General features: G+C 40.7%; 12 protein-coding genes. 8 read left to right on the top strand and 4 right to left on the bottom strand.

What is annotated here, in order from left to right; genetic code table 11:
- Positions 1 to 3 precede the first annotated feature (3 nt).
- The 4 genes from RB604_RS16640 (at position 4) to RB604_RS16625 (ending at position 5,610) form a co-directional block, all read left to right on the top strand.
- Positions 4 to 2,331: a carboxypeptidase regulatory-like domain-containing protein gene (locus tag RB604_RS16640; protein WP_007481257.1), complete on the top strand. Its 2,328-nt coding sequence runs from the start codon at positions 4 to 6 to the stop codon at positions 2,329 to 2,331.
- A 197-nt stretch (positions 2,332 to 2,528) separates the two neighbouring features.
- Complete coding sequence (gene ybaK / locus RB604_RS16635; RefSeq protein ID WP_007481255.1) at positions 2,529 to 3,008, top strand: Cys-tRNA(Pro) deacylase; 480 nt, start codon at positions 2,529 to 2,531, stop codon at positions 3,006 to 3,008.
- A 76-nt stretch (positions 3,009 to 3,084) separates the two neighbouring features.
- A complete protein-coding gene (locus tag RB604_RS16630) occupies positions 3,085 to 4,608 on the top strand; it encodes a peptide MFS transporter (protein ID WP_007481254.1) in 1,524 nt (507 codons plus the stop codon).
- Positions 4,609 to 4,989: 381 nt separating this feature from the next.
- Complete coding sequence (locus RB604_RS16625) at positions 4,990 to 5,610, top strand: hypothetical protein (RefSeq protein WP_044094011.1); 621 nt, start codon at positions 4,990 to 4,992, stop codon at positions 5,608 to 5,610.
- Here RB604_RS16625 and RB604_RS16620 read toward each other — a convergent pair.
- Positions 5,591 to 6,088, bottom strand: a complete 498-nt coding sequence (locus tag RB604_RS16620; RefSeq protein WP_007481252.1) for a GNAT family N-acetyltransferase — start codon at positions 6,086 to 6,088, stop codon at positions 5,591 to 5,593. The two genes, RB604_RS16625 and RB604_RS16620, sit on opposite strands and share 20 nt — an antisense overlap.
- Before the next feature lie 283 nt (positions 6,089 to 6,371).
- Here RB604_RS16620 and RB604_RS16615 point away from each other — a divergent pair, with 283 nt between their 5' ends.
- The 4 genes from RB604_RS16615 (at position 6,372) to RB604_RS16600 (ending at position 9,816) form a co-directional block, all read left to right on the top strand.
- On the top strand, positions 6,372 to 6,698 hold the full coding sequence (locus RB604_RS16615) for a PadR family transcriptional regulator (protein ID WP_005931334.1): 327 nt from the start codon (positions 6,372 to 6,374) through the stop codon (positions 6,696 to 6,698).
- A 22-nt stretch (positions 6,699 to 6,720) separates the two neighbouring features.
- Positions 6,721 to 7,806: a PspC domain-containing protein gene (locus tag RB604_RS16610; RefSeq protein ID WP_005931337.1), complete on the top strand. Its 1,086-nt coding sequence runs from the start codon at positions 6,721 to 6,723 to the stop codon at positions 7,804 to 7,806.
- A 377-nt stretch (positions 7,807 to 8,183) separates the two neighbouring features.
- Positions 8,184 to 9,182, top strand: coding sequence for an MBL fold metallo-hydrolase (locus RB604_RS16605; protein WP_007481250.1), 999 nt, complete (start codon positions 8,184 to 8,186; stop codon positions 9,180 to 9,182).
- Between the two features lie 127 nt (positions 9,183 to 9,309).
- Positions 9,310 to 9,816, top strand: coding sequence for a flavin reductase family protein (locus RB604_RS16600; RefSeq protein WP_025819187.1), 507 nt, complete (start codon positions 9,310 to 9,312; stop codon positions 9,814 to 9,816).
- 551 nt (positions 9,817 to 10,367) lie between these two features.
- On the opposite strand, the gene dpp5 is transcribed toward RB604_RS16600, so the two are convergent.
- The 3 genes from dpp5 to yidC form a co-directional block, all read right to left on the bottom strand.
- The gene (dpp5, locus tag RB604_RS16595; RefSeq protein WP_005931346.1) at positions 10,368 to 12,455 is read right to left on the bottom strand and encodes a dipeptidyl-peptidase Dpp5; all 2,088 of its coding nucleotides are present in this window, start codon (positions 12,453 to 12,455) and stop codon (positions 10,368 to 10,370) included.
- 1,013 nt (positions 12,456 to 13,468) lie between these two features.
- Positions 13,469 to 14,800: an MATE family efflux transporter gene (locus RB604_RS16590; RefSeq protein WP_005931349.1), complete on the bottom strand. Its 1,332-nt coding sequence runs from the start codon at positions 14,798 to 14,800 to the stop codon at positions 13,469 to 13,471.
- A 119-nt stretch (positions 14,801 to 14,919) separates the two neighbouring features.
- The gene (yidC, locus tag RB604_RS16585; RefSeq protein WP_005931352.1) at positions 14,920 to 16,776 is read right to left on the bottom strand and encodes a membrane protein insertase YidC; all 1,857 of its coding nucleotides are present in this window, start codon (positions 16,774 to 16,776) and stop codon (positions 14,920 to 14,922) included.
- Positions 16,777 to 16,782: the final 6 nt, after the last annotated feature.

Genomic DNA, 16,782 nt, shown 5'->3' with positions numbered 1-16,782 from the left:
TTTATGAAACACAATTACTCAACGTTCTGGCTAAGCGCCTGCTTTATTCTGTGTTTGCTATTGTGCGGTAATGTATCTGCACAGCCGGTCACATCCTTTGAGGTCCAGCGCCCCGATTTCATGTCCGAACCTTATGAATTGCATTTAATGCTTCGTGCCCCGACTTCTTCGGATACGGAAGTTGGGCGGGAGTTTTACGCTGCATACAATTCTGAAACCGGAAAATATGAGATTCATGATTTGGAGGAATCGGCGGATTTTCTCATTAATGTGTATTACTCTTACTGGCAGCAATATGCCTATATTTTGCCTTATTCGTTTGTACAGCGTGTGACAGTAGGGGAAACCATGAAATTGGATCTACGGAATGTATACCATCAGTGTAATGTTACCGTGAAAGATTATTATGGTAATCCGTTTTCGAATGCTTCTTTGCAGGAATATCCTTACGGAAACAGTTACCAGCTTGATCAAGAGGGACAATTGCGATTCTATATGCCTAATGGTACCTATGATTTTTCAATTTCCGCTTCGGGCTACTCTCCTTTGAAAAAAAGCATAACAATGGCAGGAGCCGATCGTAATGTGACATTCACGCTCGATGATTATAGAAAAGTGAACTTTAAGGTTACGGATCATAAAGGAGACGCAATGGCGTATGCCAATGTAATGGTAGAGGAAGACAGAAGTTCTTTCTCTGTACAGACGAATGAAGAAGGGGAAGCGACTATGTTTCTAACTGATGGTAATTATGAAGTTTGTCTGTCGGCTACCGGATATTGGAGCTTGAACAAAGAACTTGTGGTGAACAGTGCTACTGAAACGGTAAGTCTTTCTTTTGAAGGATACAAACATTTATCTTTCAAAGTGAAGAATGGTGAGAATATGGATATTCATGTGAGTCATTTTTATCTTTATACTCAAGGTGAGGATTATTCTTCTTCCATTTCCGGTGATTCTTATTATATGCCGGAAGGGCTTTATATGTACGAGGTTAATTTTAATGCTACTTCTGCACAATATGGTTTGATTCAAGTCGGTAATTCAGATATAGAAAAGACATTTGATTTCAGTGGTTATAAAAAAGCAATTATAGAGTGTAGCCAGGATGTCAGATTTATCAATGTGTATGATCCTGCAAAAGAAGAATATGAGCCGATATGGAATATTTCGTTTCCTGATTATGCTGGTCCGGAAGGAGGGGAGACACCGGGGCAAGCGGACAGAACAGCTATCGTTTATCTTCTTGCCGGAGAATACGAAATCAATGGGCATGATACTCCTCAAACGGGTATGAAAATCCAACTGAACCAATCGGAACAGCGTTTCATTTATAATACACAAGCTTTGAATCTGCTCGATGTGGAATTGAATTTTATCAATTCGCCCGTCGATACTGACGAACTTAATTCTTGGTATGCCTATTTTATTCCTAAGGGATACAAGGGGAGTATATCCGGTAGTTCGTACAGTTTGCAAATACCTGCCGGTGAATATTCTTATACAGTTGAACATGATGCATATAATGGTTATGGCTTTATGAAAGAAGGGAATTGTAAAGTGGATGCTGCCAATCGTGTGTTGAATGTGGATTTGAAAGATTATCATTGTGTGAGTTTTAACGTATCGACTCCTGATGGTGTTGAAGTGGAATATCCGATCGTGGAACTCTTCAAAGATGGCGAGCCTTTTATGTCGGGAGAAGGGAGAGAGTATTTATTTGAAAATGGGAATTATAAAGCGCTGGTTTGGGATGAAGATGAGACAGAAGTTTTCCAAAAATGGGTATCTTTCACCGTATCCGGTAAAGACCAGATCATAGATGTGCGTTTTGAACATGCTAATACTTCTCTTGTTTTCACAGAGGTAAGAAACGAGAAGTTCGAACCGGTAGAAAATACAGATGTGGTCATCGCAGGAAAGACACCGGATTATGTGCATAAGAATTACGCTTTGTTTACGAGCATTCCTTGTGGTAAGAATAATTATACAATTTCTATTGGCGGAGCTCAAGTGCAGGCCGGTACAATAGAGATAAAAGCGGACGAAACGCTCGATATTACGTTCTTTATCGATTCTTCAGCAACCGGCATGAATGATCGGACGGAAGGAAAACTGTCGATGATACAGCAGGGTAACAAGCTACTGTTGCTTTCGGAAAACGGAGAGCCATACTCGGTTTCCATTTATAGTGTAAATGGAAATAAAATGTTGGAAAGAAGGATGAATGGAGATGGCGAGCTTTCTGTAGAATCTTTCGGAAGCGGTGTTTATATTTTGCAAATAGTGAAATCTGACCATGTGAAAACGTTTAAGTTTGTAAAGAAATAAACTGGTAAATATTTTTAAGAGGAAAGTTTAAACAGACTCTAAGTATGATTCCCCGACAAAAACGTTATTTTGTTTTTGCCGGGGGATTATTTTTTCTTAATTTTGTTCCTCTAAAACAGATATTCAGTCTTATTTGAATTTTACTCATCATTGTTTTGAGGAGAATTTGAACGAGCTCTTAATTAGACTCGATAGTTATGAAAATAAATAAAACAAATGCCGCCCGTCTTTTGGATAAGTCAAAAATCTCTTATGAGTTGATTCCTTATGAAGTGGACGAGAATGATTTGAGTGCAGTCCATGTAGCGGCTAATCTTGGCGAGAATATAAGCCAGGTGTTCAAAACGCTTGTTTTGCAGGGTGATAAAACCGGGTATTTTGTCTGTGTCATTCCCGGAGACAAAGAGGTGAATCTGAAACTTGCTGCTAAAGTATCCGGCAATAAAAGTTGTGATATGATACCGATGAAAGAACTTCTTCCTACTACCGGGTATATTCGGGGAGCTTGTTCGCCTATAGGGATGAAAAAGCATTTTCCTACTTATATTCATGAGACCTGTCTTGAATTTCCGTATATTTATGTAAGTGCCGGCCAGCGTGGGTTACAGATAAAGGTTGACCCGAACGATTTAATAAAAGAAATACATGCTGAAGTTTGCATCTTGTTTGTTGAATAATTCAAAAAAAAGCATATATTTGCAGAAACTATACCAAAAAAAAAGTAAACCATTATTAATTAAATATTTATATCTTATGTTTAGTAAACACCCTAAAGGGCTGATAGCAGCCGCCTTAGCCAATCTTGGCGAACGCTTTGGCTTTTATACTATGATGGCAATCCTCGTTCTTTTCTTACAGGCAAAATTTGGACTGGATGGAAAAAGCGCCGGATTTATCTATTCTACATTTTATTTTTCTATTTACATTCTTGCCCTTGTAGGCGGCATTATTGCTGATAAAACGCGAAATTATAAAGGTACGATTATGGTAGGTATTGTTTTGATGGCATTAGGCTATCTGATGCTTGCCATTCCTTCTAAAACTCCGGTAGACAATCAGACTTTATTTTTGGCTATCACTTGTATCGGGTTATTTGTTATTGCTTTTGGTAACGGGCTTTTTAAAGGAAATCTTCAGGCATTGGTCGGGCAGATGTACGATAATCCGCAATATTCTGCTATGCGTGACTCCGGTTTCTCCCTTTTCTATATGTTTATTAATATCGGTGCTATTTTTGCTCCGATGGCTGCTATCGGTGTACGTAACTGGTGGTTGTCTACTTTCGGTTTTGCCTATAATGCCGATCTTCCTGCGCTGTGTCACGGACAGTTGGCGCAGACACTTACTCCCGAAGCCATAGAAACTTATACGAGGCTTGCTTCGGAATCATCGTCAGTGCCTGTTACCGATCTGACCGCTTTTGCAGCCGATTATTTGAACGTATTTACTACCGGATTCCATTATGCTTTTGGTGTTGCTATCGTGGCTATGGCAGTTTCGCTTCTCATTTATGTATTGAATAAGAAGAACTTTCCTGATCCCAGCAAGAAAGCGGAAGCCAATAAAACTGCCGGAACTTCTGCAGCCGTTACGGAGATGAGCGCCCAAGAAGTGAAGCAACGCATTTATGCTCTGTTTGCTGTATTTGGTGTTGTTATTTTCTTCTGGTTCTCATTCCATCAGAATGGTTTGACATTGACATTCTTTGCAAAAGAATACACTGATCTGAATCTTTTCGGTATGCCTATTTCCGCAGAGTTGTTCCAATCGCTGAATCCTTTCTTTGTGGTATTCCTTACTCCGGTAGTTATGGCGATATTTGCCCGTCAGCGTGCCCGTGGATGTGAACCGTCTACTCCCAAGAAGATTGCTATCGGTATGGGAATTGCTGCTTCGGCATTTGTTGTGATGGCTGTCGGTTCTTTCGTTTCCAACTTACCTTTGCACAAAGAAATTCTTGAAGTAGGAACGTCTCCGGTAAAAGTAACTCCATTGTTGCTGATGGTGACTTACCTTATCCTTACGGTTGCCGAATTGTATATTTCTCCATTGGGTATTTCGTTCGTATCTAAAGTGGCTCCTCCTAAGTATCAAGGAATCATGCAAGGTGGTTGGTTGGGTGCTACCGCCATCGGTAATCAGTTGCTTTTCATTGGTGCGGTATTATATGAGACAATTCCTATCTGGATGACATGGACCGTGTTCGTTGTTGCATGTAGTATCTCGATGATTACTATGCTTTTTATGTTGAAATGGCTGGAAAGAGTGGCTAAATAAAAGAATCTTTTTTTAATTTGTTTTTTTTGAATATGATGAAAGGGTGTATCGGTAATTTTCCGGTGCACCCTTTTTGTAATGTGCCAATGTGTCAATATGCTAATGTGCCAATTGGTTGCGTCGTGGTCTTGAGTAGTAATTAGCCCATGGCCTTATTCTTTAATTGTTCCATTGTTCATTCTTCATTCTTTAATTGGCACATTGATACATTGGTGCATTATTTATTTTTTCTGTTTAAAAACTAAAATATTATTATAAAGATAAATCTTTGTTTCTATATTTGTACGTGTTTTATGTTTTTATTATATCATATAAGAAAATGGATATTTGGAACGTCTTTCTGGGGCTCTAAAACCATCATGTGAAAGTACAATAAAGATAATGGAGAGAGATACCAATGTTAAAACATGTTTAAAGGAATGGCATAAGCATCCTTTTAGTTGGTTAATCGTCCTGTTCGGGATGGGTTATGGTGTTTTTTATGTAATGGTGCGATATCTTTTTAGAGCCAATGGTATCGGAGTTATATTTGTCAGCATTATTTTGGGGATATTACTTGTGTTGGTAAATTGGTTGTTATGGAAGTCTGTCGCTTTTCATTTTTGTCCGAAGAAGGATACGGCCTTGGATGCTCTTGATATTTTAGCTTTATACAAAGCATGGGGAATGCATGTTTTGCTTTATATGATATGGTTCATTCCTGTATGGCCCGCCTTGCTGATCATATTTATTTGGTATTGGGGATGGCAGCATAAATATAACGTCCGTTTAGGATGTACCTGTCCTAAATGCGGGGAGATATCCCTTAAATCGCTTTCCGATGCAGAGTCCGATCCGTTATTGTATGAGAGCGATTGTACGGAGCTTGAGAAAGGAATAGCCGATATAAGGTATTATCGTTGTTCTTCTTGCGGTAAACTTCTGAAGCACCGTATACAGCTTGATAAAAGGCAAGAATGGCATTTGCTTCCATCTGTCATTACTAAATGTTCAACCCCATGATATAATCATTCATATAATATCCGTTTCCTATCGGAAAATCTCCTTCGCGTAATTTTCTCATTCCCATTTTTTCATAAAAGTGCAGGGCTTTATTATTCCGGTTTACATTCAGTTCCATCAGACAGGGGGCAGGGTGTATTTCCTTTATATACTTGATAGCCTGCCGAAATAGGAAACTACCCAAGTGTTGTCCTTGGAAAGCCGGGAGCACATAAATCTTTTGTAAATGAAATATAGCATCTTCCTGAGGCTGTACCGATACATATCCGCAAGGTTCGTCTCCTTTGTAGGCTATGAAATAAACATGGCCTTCTTCTTCCATTTGCTTGCGAATATTTTCGTGAGAGTACATCCAGTCCATCATAAAATCTAACTGTTCGGTTGAGATTATTTCTTTATAAGTAGCGGGAAAGACGATGGAAGCCATATTGTGAATCAATCCGCAATCTTTTGTTGTCGCTTTTCGGACAGTAAACATAAGTGTATCGTATTTTGGTTTTGAATGGTACAAATATAAGGTAATAATCGGTATAATTGAATGAGTGGTATTTTAATGTGAGTTAAAATCGTATTTTCAGTAGGGTACATATCTTATTCGGTAAGATGCGTTATATGATATGATCAATATGGATCTATCATATAACCATATGATAATGTGACTGAATAATGATAGATTAATTATTATTAAATTATAGTACTTTGTATTGCATAGTACTTATATGATACATATATTTGTTTCATCAAATTAAAAAAAGTGATTTATGAATGTAGATAATGTAAAGTCGCAGATGCGGAAAGGGATGTTGGAGTACTGCATTATGCTATTATTGCATAAAGAGCCGGCTTACGCTTCGGACATTATCCAGAAGCTGAAAGAGGCCCGGTTAATTGTGGTGGAAGGTACGCTGTATCCATTGCTTACCCGGTTGAAGAATGATGAACTGTTAAGTTATGAATGGATAGAATCTACTCAAGGCCCCCCGCGTAAATATTACAAGCTGACAGAGAAAGGGGAGATTTTTCTGGGAGAACTGGAAAATTCCTGGAAAGAATTGAATGAAACCGTGAGTCATATAGCAAATAGATAACAGATTAAAGGAAGATATAATAATGAAAAAAACATTGACTGTAAATTTAGGTGGAACTGTTTTTCATATAGATGAAGATGCTTACCGCCTGTTGGACAATTATTTGTGCAATCTTAAGCTGCATTTCCGTAAACAGGAAGGGGCAGAAGAGATCGTAGATGATATTGAAGCTCGTATTTCGGAATTGTTTTTGGAAAAGCTGAATGCCGGTTCGCAAGTGATTACGCTTGCTGACGTAGAGGAGGTGATTGCTCGTGTCGGAAAACCGGAGGATTTTGGGACTACAGATGAAGAGGAAAAGAGGACTTCGTCCGGTACTTCTGCCGCCTCTGCTACTTATACGTCCCGTCGCCGTTTATATCGCAATTCGGATGATAAGATATTGGGAGGAGTCATGGGTGGTTTGGCGGCATATTTAGGGTGGGATCCCACGCTGTTGCGTCTTCTCGCATTGGTAATCCTTATTTGTGGATATGGCACTTTGATCCCCGTGTATATCATTTGCTGGCTGGTTATCCCGGAAGCCCGTACAGCAGCAGAGAAACTCAGTATGCGTGGAGAGGCGGTGACGGTTGAAAATATAGGTAAAACGGTGACTGATGGTTTTGAGAAAATGGCTAACGGAGTAAACAGCTATATGAATTCTGAAAAGCCGCGTACTTTTCTCCAGAAATTGGGTGATGCGTTTGTTGCTGTAGCGGGATTCTTCTTGAAAGCATGTCTTGTGGTATTAGCTATTATTTTCAGTCCTGTATTATTTTTACTTGCCATTGTGTTTGTGGCATTGGTTATAGCGGCTATTGCAGCAGCCATCGGTGGTGGAGCTATACTCTATGAGATACTTCCTTCGGTGGATTGGTCACCTTTGGCTTCTATTTCTCCATTGATGACAGTGGCAGGAAGTATGGCAGGTATTGTTCTGGTCGGTATCCCATTGGCATGTATTGTCTATACTATTCTTCGTCAGATATTTCATTGGTCGCCAATGGCTACCGGGTTGAAATGGTCATTGCTTATCCTTTGGATTCTCGGATTGGCTATTTTCCTTATTAATTTATCTGCTTTGGGTTGGCAATTTCCCCTTTATGGAATCCATAGACTTTTTTAATAATCAAGTGATAAGAATAGCCAAGCAGTAAGCGGTAAGTAGTAAAGTAGTAAGTAGCCAAGTAGTCAAGTAGTTAAGTAGTTAAGTAGAATAGATCTGAGTTATAGTTTTTTTGTTTACCTAATTTAATTATTTACTACTTACCGCTTTACTACTTACTACTTAACTACTTGGCTACTTACTACTTAACTACTTACTACTTAACTACTTACTACTTGGCTACTTACTACTTAACTACTTACTACTTGACTACTTACTACTTGACTACTTAACTACTTACTACTTGACTACTTACTACTTAACTACTTTTATCACTTCCCTTCTGCATAAATCGATATTTTTATTTATGTTTGTAATATATTATTTGGTTTAGAAAGATGGGTGAACATATATGTTTCAGGCGAAATGAGCGCTTGGCGACTATAAACCCCTATTGGAGGGGAAATCCAATGGTAAAAGGACGATTTTTCAACCGTCAGCATCGTTTCCGGCCTGGAATGGGCAGTGTGTTGAAGTGGCGTTTGTCTCCTAATCCGCAACGAAAAGAAAAACGTACTGTAAAGTGGGAACCGAAGGTCAATTATCTTCGTTCGTTGGATGCGGTGAACGGCAATTCATTGATATGGCTGGGACATAATTCATTTTTTATGCAGTTGTCGGGTAAAAGGATTATGTTCGATCCGGTATTTGGCAATATTCCATTTGTGCGTCGGAGAAGTCAGTTTCCTGCCAATCCGAATATTTTTACGGGAATCGATTATTTGCTGATTAGTCACGATCACTTCGATCATTTGGATAAACAGAGTGTCGGGCGGTTGTTGGAGAACAATCCGCACATGAAGTTGTTCTGTGGCTTAGGTACCGGTGAATTGGTAAAGAGTTGGTTTCCGGAGATAGAGATGCTGGAAGCCGGATGGTATCAGCAGATAGAAGACGGGCACTTGAAAATAACCTTCCTACCTGCACAGCATTGGAGTAAACGTTCGGTGCGCGATGGGGGACAACGTTTGTGGGGGGCGTTTATGCTTCAAGGTGATGGTATTTCTATTTATTATAGTGGTGATACGGGCTATTCCAATCATTTTGCGGAGATACCCGAATTGTTCAGTTCTCCTGATTATGCGTTGGTAGGTATCGGTGCCTATAAGCCCCGGTGGTTCATGCGTCCCAATCATATTTCTCCTCATGAAGCGTTGACGGCTTCGCAGGAGATGCATGCCGGGTTGACTATTCCGATGCATTATGGTACATTTGATCTATCGGATGAACCGCTCCACGATCCTCCTCAAGTTTTTGCTGCTGAGGCAAGGAAAAGGAATATTAAAGTAGCTATTCCTACGCTGGGAGATATCGTGAAACTGAAAAAGCAAAAGTAGGAAGTTCAGTTTGTTACCGTTGTGTATGCGAAGGATGTATTTTTCTTTGTATAGTGATAAAGAAGATGTGTATCAGAAAAAATGGTGTACCAAAGAAGATAGTGTATAAACATAGAAAGAGATGATCATGAAAAAAGTAGAAGTTAAAGAACTCTCAGAGAATTTTTTTGAAGCAATAGGAAAAGAATGGATGTTAGTTACGGCCGGAAACAAGGAAGCATTCAATACAATGACTGCCAGTTGGGGTGGTATCGGCTGGCTTTGGAATAAGCCTGTGGCTTTTGTTTTTGTTCGTCCCGAACGGTATACTTATGAATTTATTGAAAAGGGCGATTTCCTTACGCTTTCTTTTTTGGGAGAAGAGAATAAGAAGATTCATGCTGTTTGTGGTTCCAAGTCCGGCAGGGAGGTGGATAAAGTGAAGGAAACCGGATTGAAACCGTTGTTTACAGCACAAGGGAATGTACTTTTTGAACAAGCCCGTTTGAGTTTGGAGTGCAGGAAGCTTTATGCCGGGGAGATTGGTCCTGAAAACTTTTTAGATAAGAATTTGATTGAGAAATGGTATGGAGGTTCGCACGGTGGATTTCATAAAATGTATGTAGTTGAAATAGAAAATGTGTGGATGCGCTGATTTGCTGCCATATGGATTTGTTGATTCGTTGATAATGATTGCATATCTTAGAAGACAGTGTCTATACGATTGTGCAAATAGATGAGGCTGACGACTCGATCAGCCCCATCAACTCAGAAGAAAGAAAAACCTCAATCACCTAAAACCTATTTTATTTTTCTGTTTTTCCTTTCCATTTCTGTAGTCCATTGTCCAATACGTAGACTTGAATTTTTTTTTTGCATATTCGGCAAAAGTACGTACATCGAAGAATTTCACTCCTTTTTTTTGAATTTTCTGGGCGAATTTTTTATTGGGTAAAGCCGTGTGTTTTTGTCATCATAATTACTCCATATTTTTGAAGCTCCCTCTCTACAGAGGTGTCTCATTGTTTGATTATATTAACTTTTTTCTAATAAAACAATTTTCTAATGGAAAATATTGACGCGATAACATTTATTTGCTAAGAAATAAAAGATTCTGTATGAATTTAAGAAAAATGTACAAATATATAGCAAAAAGCTCCTTTGGCGATCCAAAGGAGCTTTTTCATTTTCAATCGGCTTACCGGTTTATTTCAGCCATTTATCCAACCATTCGAAGAAGGTACGTTGCCACAGAATACCATTCTGCGGTTTCAGTACCCAATGGTTTTCGTCCGGATAGATTAACAGTTCCGCAGGAACTCCGCGCATTACCGCAGCATCGAAAGCAGCCATTGCCTGATTGGCAAGGATGCGATAGTCTTTCTCTCCATGGATACACAGAATGGGAGTGTCCCATTTGTCTACGAACAGATGTGGAGAGTTGGCGAAGGTGCGTTGCGCTGTTGCGTTCTGCTTTTCCCAATAAGCGCCGCCCATGTCCCAATTGGCAAACCATTTCTCTTCTGTTTCGAGGTATTGCATTTCCATGTTGAAGATACCGTCGTGAGCAATGAATGCTTTGAAGCGTTTGTCGTGATGTCCCGCAAGCCAGTAGACGGAGAATCCTCCGAAGCTGGCACCTACGCAGCCCAGACGTTCCTTATCCACGAAAGGCTCTTTAGCCATTTCATCGATTGCAGTGAAGTAGTCTTTCATGCACTGGCCGCCATAGTCGCCACTGATGGCTTCGTTCCATTCGTTACCGAATCCCGGAAGGCCGCGACGGTTCGGGGCTACAATGATATAATCGTTGGCAGCCATGATTTGGAAGTTCCAGCGGTAACTCCAGAATTGGCTGACGGGGCTTTGTGGGCCACCTTCGCAGAAAAGTAGCGTGGGATATTTCTTGTTCGGGTCGAATTTGGGAGGATAAATTACCCAAGTCAGCATCTGTTTGCCGTCGGTGGTTTTCATCCAGCGCCCTTCCACTTTTCCCATTTCGAGTTGGTCGTATATCTGCTTGTTCTCCTGTGTCAGCTGAGTAGTCTTTCCATCCAGACTGATGGCATAAATTTCATCACCCATACTGATAGAATGGCGTTTGGCGATCAGCTTGTCTCCGAAAAGGGCAGGAACACCATAGTCGTACATGCCTTCGGTAATGGCTCTGACAGAATTGTCGGTAAGGTTGAGGGCATATATTTGTACCTCTCCGTGCCATACACCTGTGAAATAGATCGTTTTCGCATCGGCACTCCAGATAAAAGCATCCACATTCGATTCGAATCCTTTGCTGGCAAATCTTTTTTCGCCCGTTTCGAGATTCATTACCATGAGCCGGTTCTGGTCGGCTTCGTATCCGTCGCGTTCCATACTTTGCCAAGCGATGTATTTACCATCCGGTGAGTATTGCGGGTTGGTGTCGTATCCTTTATTTTCTTCGGTTATGTTTACGGTTTGCTTGGTGTTCAAATCATAAACATAGATATCGGAATTGGTAGAGATGGCGTATGCCAGTCCGGTTTTCTTGCGGCAAGTATATGCCACTTTATCCGAAGTAGTGTTCCAAGCCAGTTGTTCGATGCCACCCCAAGGTTTCATCGGGCTTTCGTAGGGTTCACCATCCAGTATGTCGACAATATTCGAGATTGCATTGCCATCGAAATCGGCCACAAACGGATGCGGGGCGGTGGTTACCCATTCGTCCCAATGTTTGTACATCAGATCGGTGACGATGATGCCTGTTGCCTTGGGTAGATCGGGATATTTGTCGGCTGTGCTTTTCACTGTTTTCACTTGCGAAATGAAAAGGATCTTCTTTCCGTCCGGTGAGATGGAGAATCCCTCGATATCTCCGTCGTAGTTGGTGAGTTGTCTGCGTCCGCTACCGTCCGGATTCATTTCATAAATCTGGCTGCTTCCGTTGTCGTTGCTTAAGAAAGCTATTTTAGTTCCGTTTTTGATCCAGACAGCAGCATTCTCTTGATAGGGAGTATGGGTGATCTGCTTGGTGTCACTTCCATCCGCATTCATCACGAAGAGTTCTCGGTTACTTTTGTTCTGGGATACGCTGTAATAAGCTACGCTGTACACTATCTGTTTGTTATCGGGTGATACGGATAGCTCGCCGATACGCCCCATTGCCCATAATGCTTCGGGCGTCATGCGCATCCCTTCGATTTTAATATCCGATTTACAGATGAGTGCTTCTGCGCTCTGTCCTGCGTCTTTGGTGCCGCCGCAGGCTGCTAACATCATTGTTGTTGACATAACTAACAGTTTGGCTTGTCTCATATTTTTTCTTGTTAATTTTAGTTGTGCGAAGATAACGATTAAATTTTATTTCTCTGTAGGGTGATGTGAAATAGTTTAAGTTCTTATGGCAAGGGCTAAAAGATGCTACGTCTTTTCTAAAAAGATATATGTCCTTTGAGAGAAACACGTTATGTCTTTTTTCTAAACTTGCTACGTCTTTTTCTAAAGTCTGCTACGTCTTTTTGACTTATACTGATTTATACTAAAAACCGGTTGTTACTTTCAACGGTTAGTTGCTAATTGAGTTGTCAGATTCTGTTATTCTTTCCTGAAAAAGTTGTTGGCTTATCTGTATTGTTCCTGAAATAGTTGTCACGAAGGAAAACAGTGGAAAACTTATAACTGAACCGGTTTACATCTATTTCGTCTAAGCCCTGAATAAGTTGGTAGATGCGGAACATTACAGGTATCGTGAGAGATATGTTCTGTTTTTTGATTGATTTGTATGAACTTGATTTCTAAAGATGAAAATGGTGTATTTGTGTTACGTTTTTCAGACGCAGTTTTGAGACTTAGGGTTCACAAGGTTCATCGTTCATCTATGGCCCCTTCTGTGGAACTTATTTTGTCTTAAAAGTTTGTTGTTCAAATATATATGTATATTCTGTGTTTCTGCTTTTTGAGCGAATTTAGCGAATAAATATCTTTATTACTATTGTTTGTTTATGGAAAGTTTTTAACAATCATGTGCTTTTTGTATTTTTTTGTATTTTTGATTTTTTATATACATTATAGTAAATGATTCTGATCTTTTTCAGCCAAATAGGGTCTAAAAGGAACGTTGAACCTTTGTGAACCCTAATATTTATTTATCTTATTGAATATTAGAATTTTATACTGAATCTTGTTTTCTTTATAATAGCATAATTTAATAGGTATGGAAAAAGTATATATGTGATATATTTATACATTTATATTCTATGCGATATTTTGATTTTCATTCTATTTTGTTGCAATTAATTAAACCTTAAATTCTTTTGCTCATCTACTGGTTATATCTTTTTCTGTTGCCAATTTCCTTTTTGGATATACCATCGGCAGAGTATCAGTGTAAGGATCGCATACACGTGTTCCGAAGTCCAGCAGAGGGCTACGTCCACTCTCAAATACAGAATCAGATAGGTGATATAGGCAACATAAACCACCAGCACGGACATCTCCATGATCAGTGCTGTACGTGTATTACCCGTACCCGATACGGACTGGAAGTATACATTGGCCGGGACCATGATAAGATAACCCGTACACAGTACCCACAACGATGGGACAGAAGCTTCCCGCAGTGAGGGGATATCCGTGTAGATACTTAATATCAGGTTGGGAAACAGGGCAAAAAATATCAGTAGCGGGATAACGAAAGCATAGGCTATCCGTATATGCTGGCGGATCGTTCCTTGTACGCATTGCGTCTCTCCGGCTCCGATCAGGTTACTCACCAGTGAACCGCAGGTGGCAGCAAATGCCATAGTCATCATGAACGGTATGCCGGAAACATTGCGGATGATATTCGTAACAGCCAATGCACGTTCTCCCAGATGTTCCACGAACAGGAAGAATGTAAGCCAGGTAGACATGGATAGGAGGTTCTGTATCATTGTCCAGAGAGAGACCCCCAATATGCGTTTTAATATTTCCGGTTGGAAGGCGGGTAGCTTGTTGAGCGCATACTTCCGGCAGTCAATCCGCCTCCAGGTATAGATGATGAAGAATAGTACAGAGACCAATTCTGCCAATGACGAACCGATGGCTGCTCCGGCAATTCCCAGTTTGGGGAAGCCGAATTTTCCGAAAATCAGGATGTAGTTGAATACCACATTCGACAGTACCATGACAATGGAATTCAATGTCAGCGTTTTGGTTTGAGTGGTGCCCACGAAGAATGCCCGGAACATCACCATGATAAATGAGAAGAAGAAACCGAAGATGCGCCAATTGATGTAGCTGAGGGCTGCTTCATAAATGTTGGGTGAAGAGATGATATTCTTCAATAGATGTGGTGAGAAATGCAGCGACATGGCAAATACGATTACCGCCAGCACCAATAAGAAATAAATCCCCTGATAGAAGATAGGGCCTATTTCATTGTATTGCCGTTCTCCGTTACGCCGTGCCATCATGATCTGTGCCCCGATGCTGAAACCGAATGCCATCATAAAGATGACCATGTAATAGATACCTGCAATGGCTGATGCACCCAGTTCTATTTCTCCTACACGCCCCAGAAAGGCTGTGTCTGTCATTCCGATCATCTGCTCCATGACGAGACTGATCAAAATTGGATAGGAGATAATCCATATTTCCTTATAAGTATATTTAGTTTTCATTCTATTCTTTACTGTTTTGTCGTTGTCTGACTTGACATGCATGCCTGTATAAAAATCACAAAAGCCGGACTAACTCTTTCTTAAGTTTACCCGGCTTTTGCATTATAATGGAATAGCTTTTATCGCTTATTCTGCTGCTGTTTTGCTTTTGCCATCTCTTCCTGCTGCTTTTGCATAGCTTCAAGACGGGCGGCAAAGCCGGTTTTTTTCATTTGTTTCGGGTCTTTTTTCTTCGCTTCGAGAATGGCAAGCAACTTGTCTTCGTCGGTTGTTTTGCGAAGTACGATCATCGTACCCACGCTGATCAGCGTTGAAATAAAGTAGTAATAATTCAATCCCGAAGGATAGTCATTCAAGACGAAAAGGAACATTACGGGCATCAGATACATCATCCATTTCATTGCTGCCATCTGGGGCTGTGCACCGGTATCCTGCTGTTGCATGGTGAACTTAGTGTTCAGGATGTTGGTCACTGTCATCAACAGACAGAACAAACTGAGGTGATTGCCTAAGAATGGGATATGGAACGGGAATGTAATGAATGCATCGTAAGTAGACAAGTCGTCCGCCCAAAGGAAGCTTTGCTGGCGAAGCTCGATAGCGCTCGGCACAAACATAAACAATGCCATGAGGATAGGGAACTGTAACAGCATTGGCAAACAACCTCCCATCGGGCTTACTCCATACTGGCTATACAGGCTCATTACTTCCTGTTGTTTTTTCATCGCATCTTCCTGTTTCGGATATTTCTTGTTTATTTCATCTATTTTCGGTTTCAGTACGCGCATTTTGGCCGATGACATGTAAGTCTTCCAAGTGGCCGGATATACGGCGATTTTCACTATGATGGTCAGAATCAGCAGAACGATACCCATGCTCAGTCCCCAACCGGAAAGCCAGTCGAACACATTGATGGTGATAAATTTGTTGATCCAGCGAATCAACGGCCATCCTAAATAAACCAGATTGTCGAGTTCCCATTTATCATCGCGTCCTTTATCAAGTGCTTTTAGCGTTTTGTAATGGTTCGGACCGAAATAGAAATACATGTCGGTAGCTTGTTTTCCGGTCGGATCGAAGAAAGTATTCATTTCTGCGGAATAATCTTTGATATAGCCGCTTCCCTGTTTCTCCATTCTCGACTTGACGTTTACCTTATCAAAGTCCTGATTGGCGATGAATACGGAAGAGAAGAACTGATTCTTGAAGGCAATCCAGTCTACACGTCCTTCAATCTGCTTTTCATCGTCTTTGGCAGCCGAAAGATTGTCTGTATCGTCATTGGCTATTTTGTACATCAACTCGGCCAGACGGTTTTCATAAGTGAACCCTTTTTCAAGTTGACGTGCACGTTGCGACCAAGAGATATCTACATAATCCGTTGAAGCGAGTTTTCCTGCCATACCTGTTGCCTGAATGGTGAATCTCAACAGATAACTGTCCGGCTTCAGCGTATAGGTAAAGTCGATATAGCTGTCGCTGTCGGCAGTCAGACGCATGGTCAGGCTGCTGTCGGTTTTGTTGACAACCTCAAAATAATAATCCTTTGTCTGGATGGTCTCTTTTTTATTATAGAAGTTGAAGTTCATTTCGGCATCACTGCCATTGAACAGCACAACCGGTTTACCATCCTGTCCGTTATAGTCTTTTAGCATCGCGGAATAAACACGTCCTCCTTTATTGTCGAAAGTGATTTCCACTAAGTTATTCTGAATAGTGGTGAAAGATTCTTTGCCTTGCATGGCATTGAAGAAAAGCGAAGTCGAATCTACCGTACCGGTGGCTTCTCCTTTCTCATTGGCCAACGCTGCTGCCGCTTTGGCTTTGAGGGCTTCCTCCTGTTTCTGCACCACTGCAATGGAGTCGTAGTATTTCTTTTGTGCAGCGATCTGTTCCTCGCTCGGACGGCTCAGAAAGCTGAAACCTACTAATAAGATAGCTATTAAAACGAGACCTGTTATGGTGTTTTTATCCATTTTTAA

The sequence above is a fragment of the Bacteroides salyersiae genome, from assembly GCF_031172035.1.
Classification (GTDB): domain Bacteria; phylum Bacteroidota; class Bacteroidia; order Bacteroidales; family Bacteroidaceae; genus Bacteroides; species Bacteroides salyersiae.
This window is presented reverse-complemented; position numbering and strand designations above follow the sequence as displayed.

Bases quoted from the DNA above. Each gene is read 5' to 3' on its own strand.
- RB604_RS16640 (WP_007481257.1), top strand. From the start codon at position 4: ATGAAACACAATTACTCAACGTTCTGGCTAAGCGCCTGCTTTATTCTG.
- RB604_RS16615 (WP_005931334.1), top strand. From the start codon at position 6,372: ATGAATGTAGATAATGTAAAGTCGCAGATGCGGAAAGGGATGTTGGAG.
- RB604_RS16590 (WP_005931349.1), bottom strand. From the start codon at position 14,800: ATGAAAACTAAATATACTTATAAGGAAATATGGATTATCTCCTATCCA.
- RB604_RS16600 (WP_025819187.1), top strand. From the start codon at position 9,310: ATGAAAAAAGTAGAAGTTAAAGAACTCTCAGAGAATTTTTTTGAAGCA.
- RB604_RS16625 (WP_044094011.1), top strand. From the start codon at position 4,990: ATGGAGAGAGATACCAATGTTAAAACATGTTTAAAGGAATGGCATAAG.
- RB604_RS16610 (WP_005931337.1), top strand. From the start codon at position 6,721: ATGAAAAAAACATTGACTGTAAATTTAGGTGGAACTGTTTTTCATATA.
- RB604_RS16630 (WP_007481254.1), top strand. From the start codon at position 3,085: ATGTTTAGTAAACACCCTAAAGGGCTGATAGCAGCCGCCTTAGCCAAT.
- RB604_RS16620 (WP_007481252.1), bottom strand. From the start codon at position 6,088: ATGTTTACTGTCCGAAAAGCGACAACAAAAGATTGCGGATTGATTCAC.
- yidC (WP_005931352.1), bottom strand. From the start codon at position 16,776: ATGGATAAAAACACCATAACAGGTCTCGTTTTAATAGCTATCTTATTA.
- RB604_RS16605 (WP_007481250.1), top strand. From the start codon at position 8,184: ATGGGTGAACATATATGTTTCAGGCGAAATGAGCGCTTGGCGACTATA.
- ybaK (WP_007481255.1), top strand. From the start codon at position 2,529: ATGAAAATAAATAAAACAAATGCCGCCCGTCTTTTGGATAAGTCAAAA.
- dpp5 (WP_005931346.1), bottom strand. From the start codon at position 12,455: ATGAGACAAGCCAAACTGTTAGTTATGTCAACAACAATGATGTTAGCA.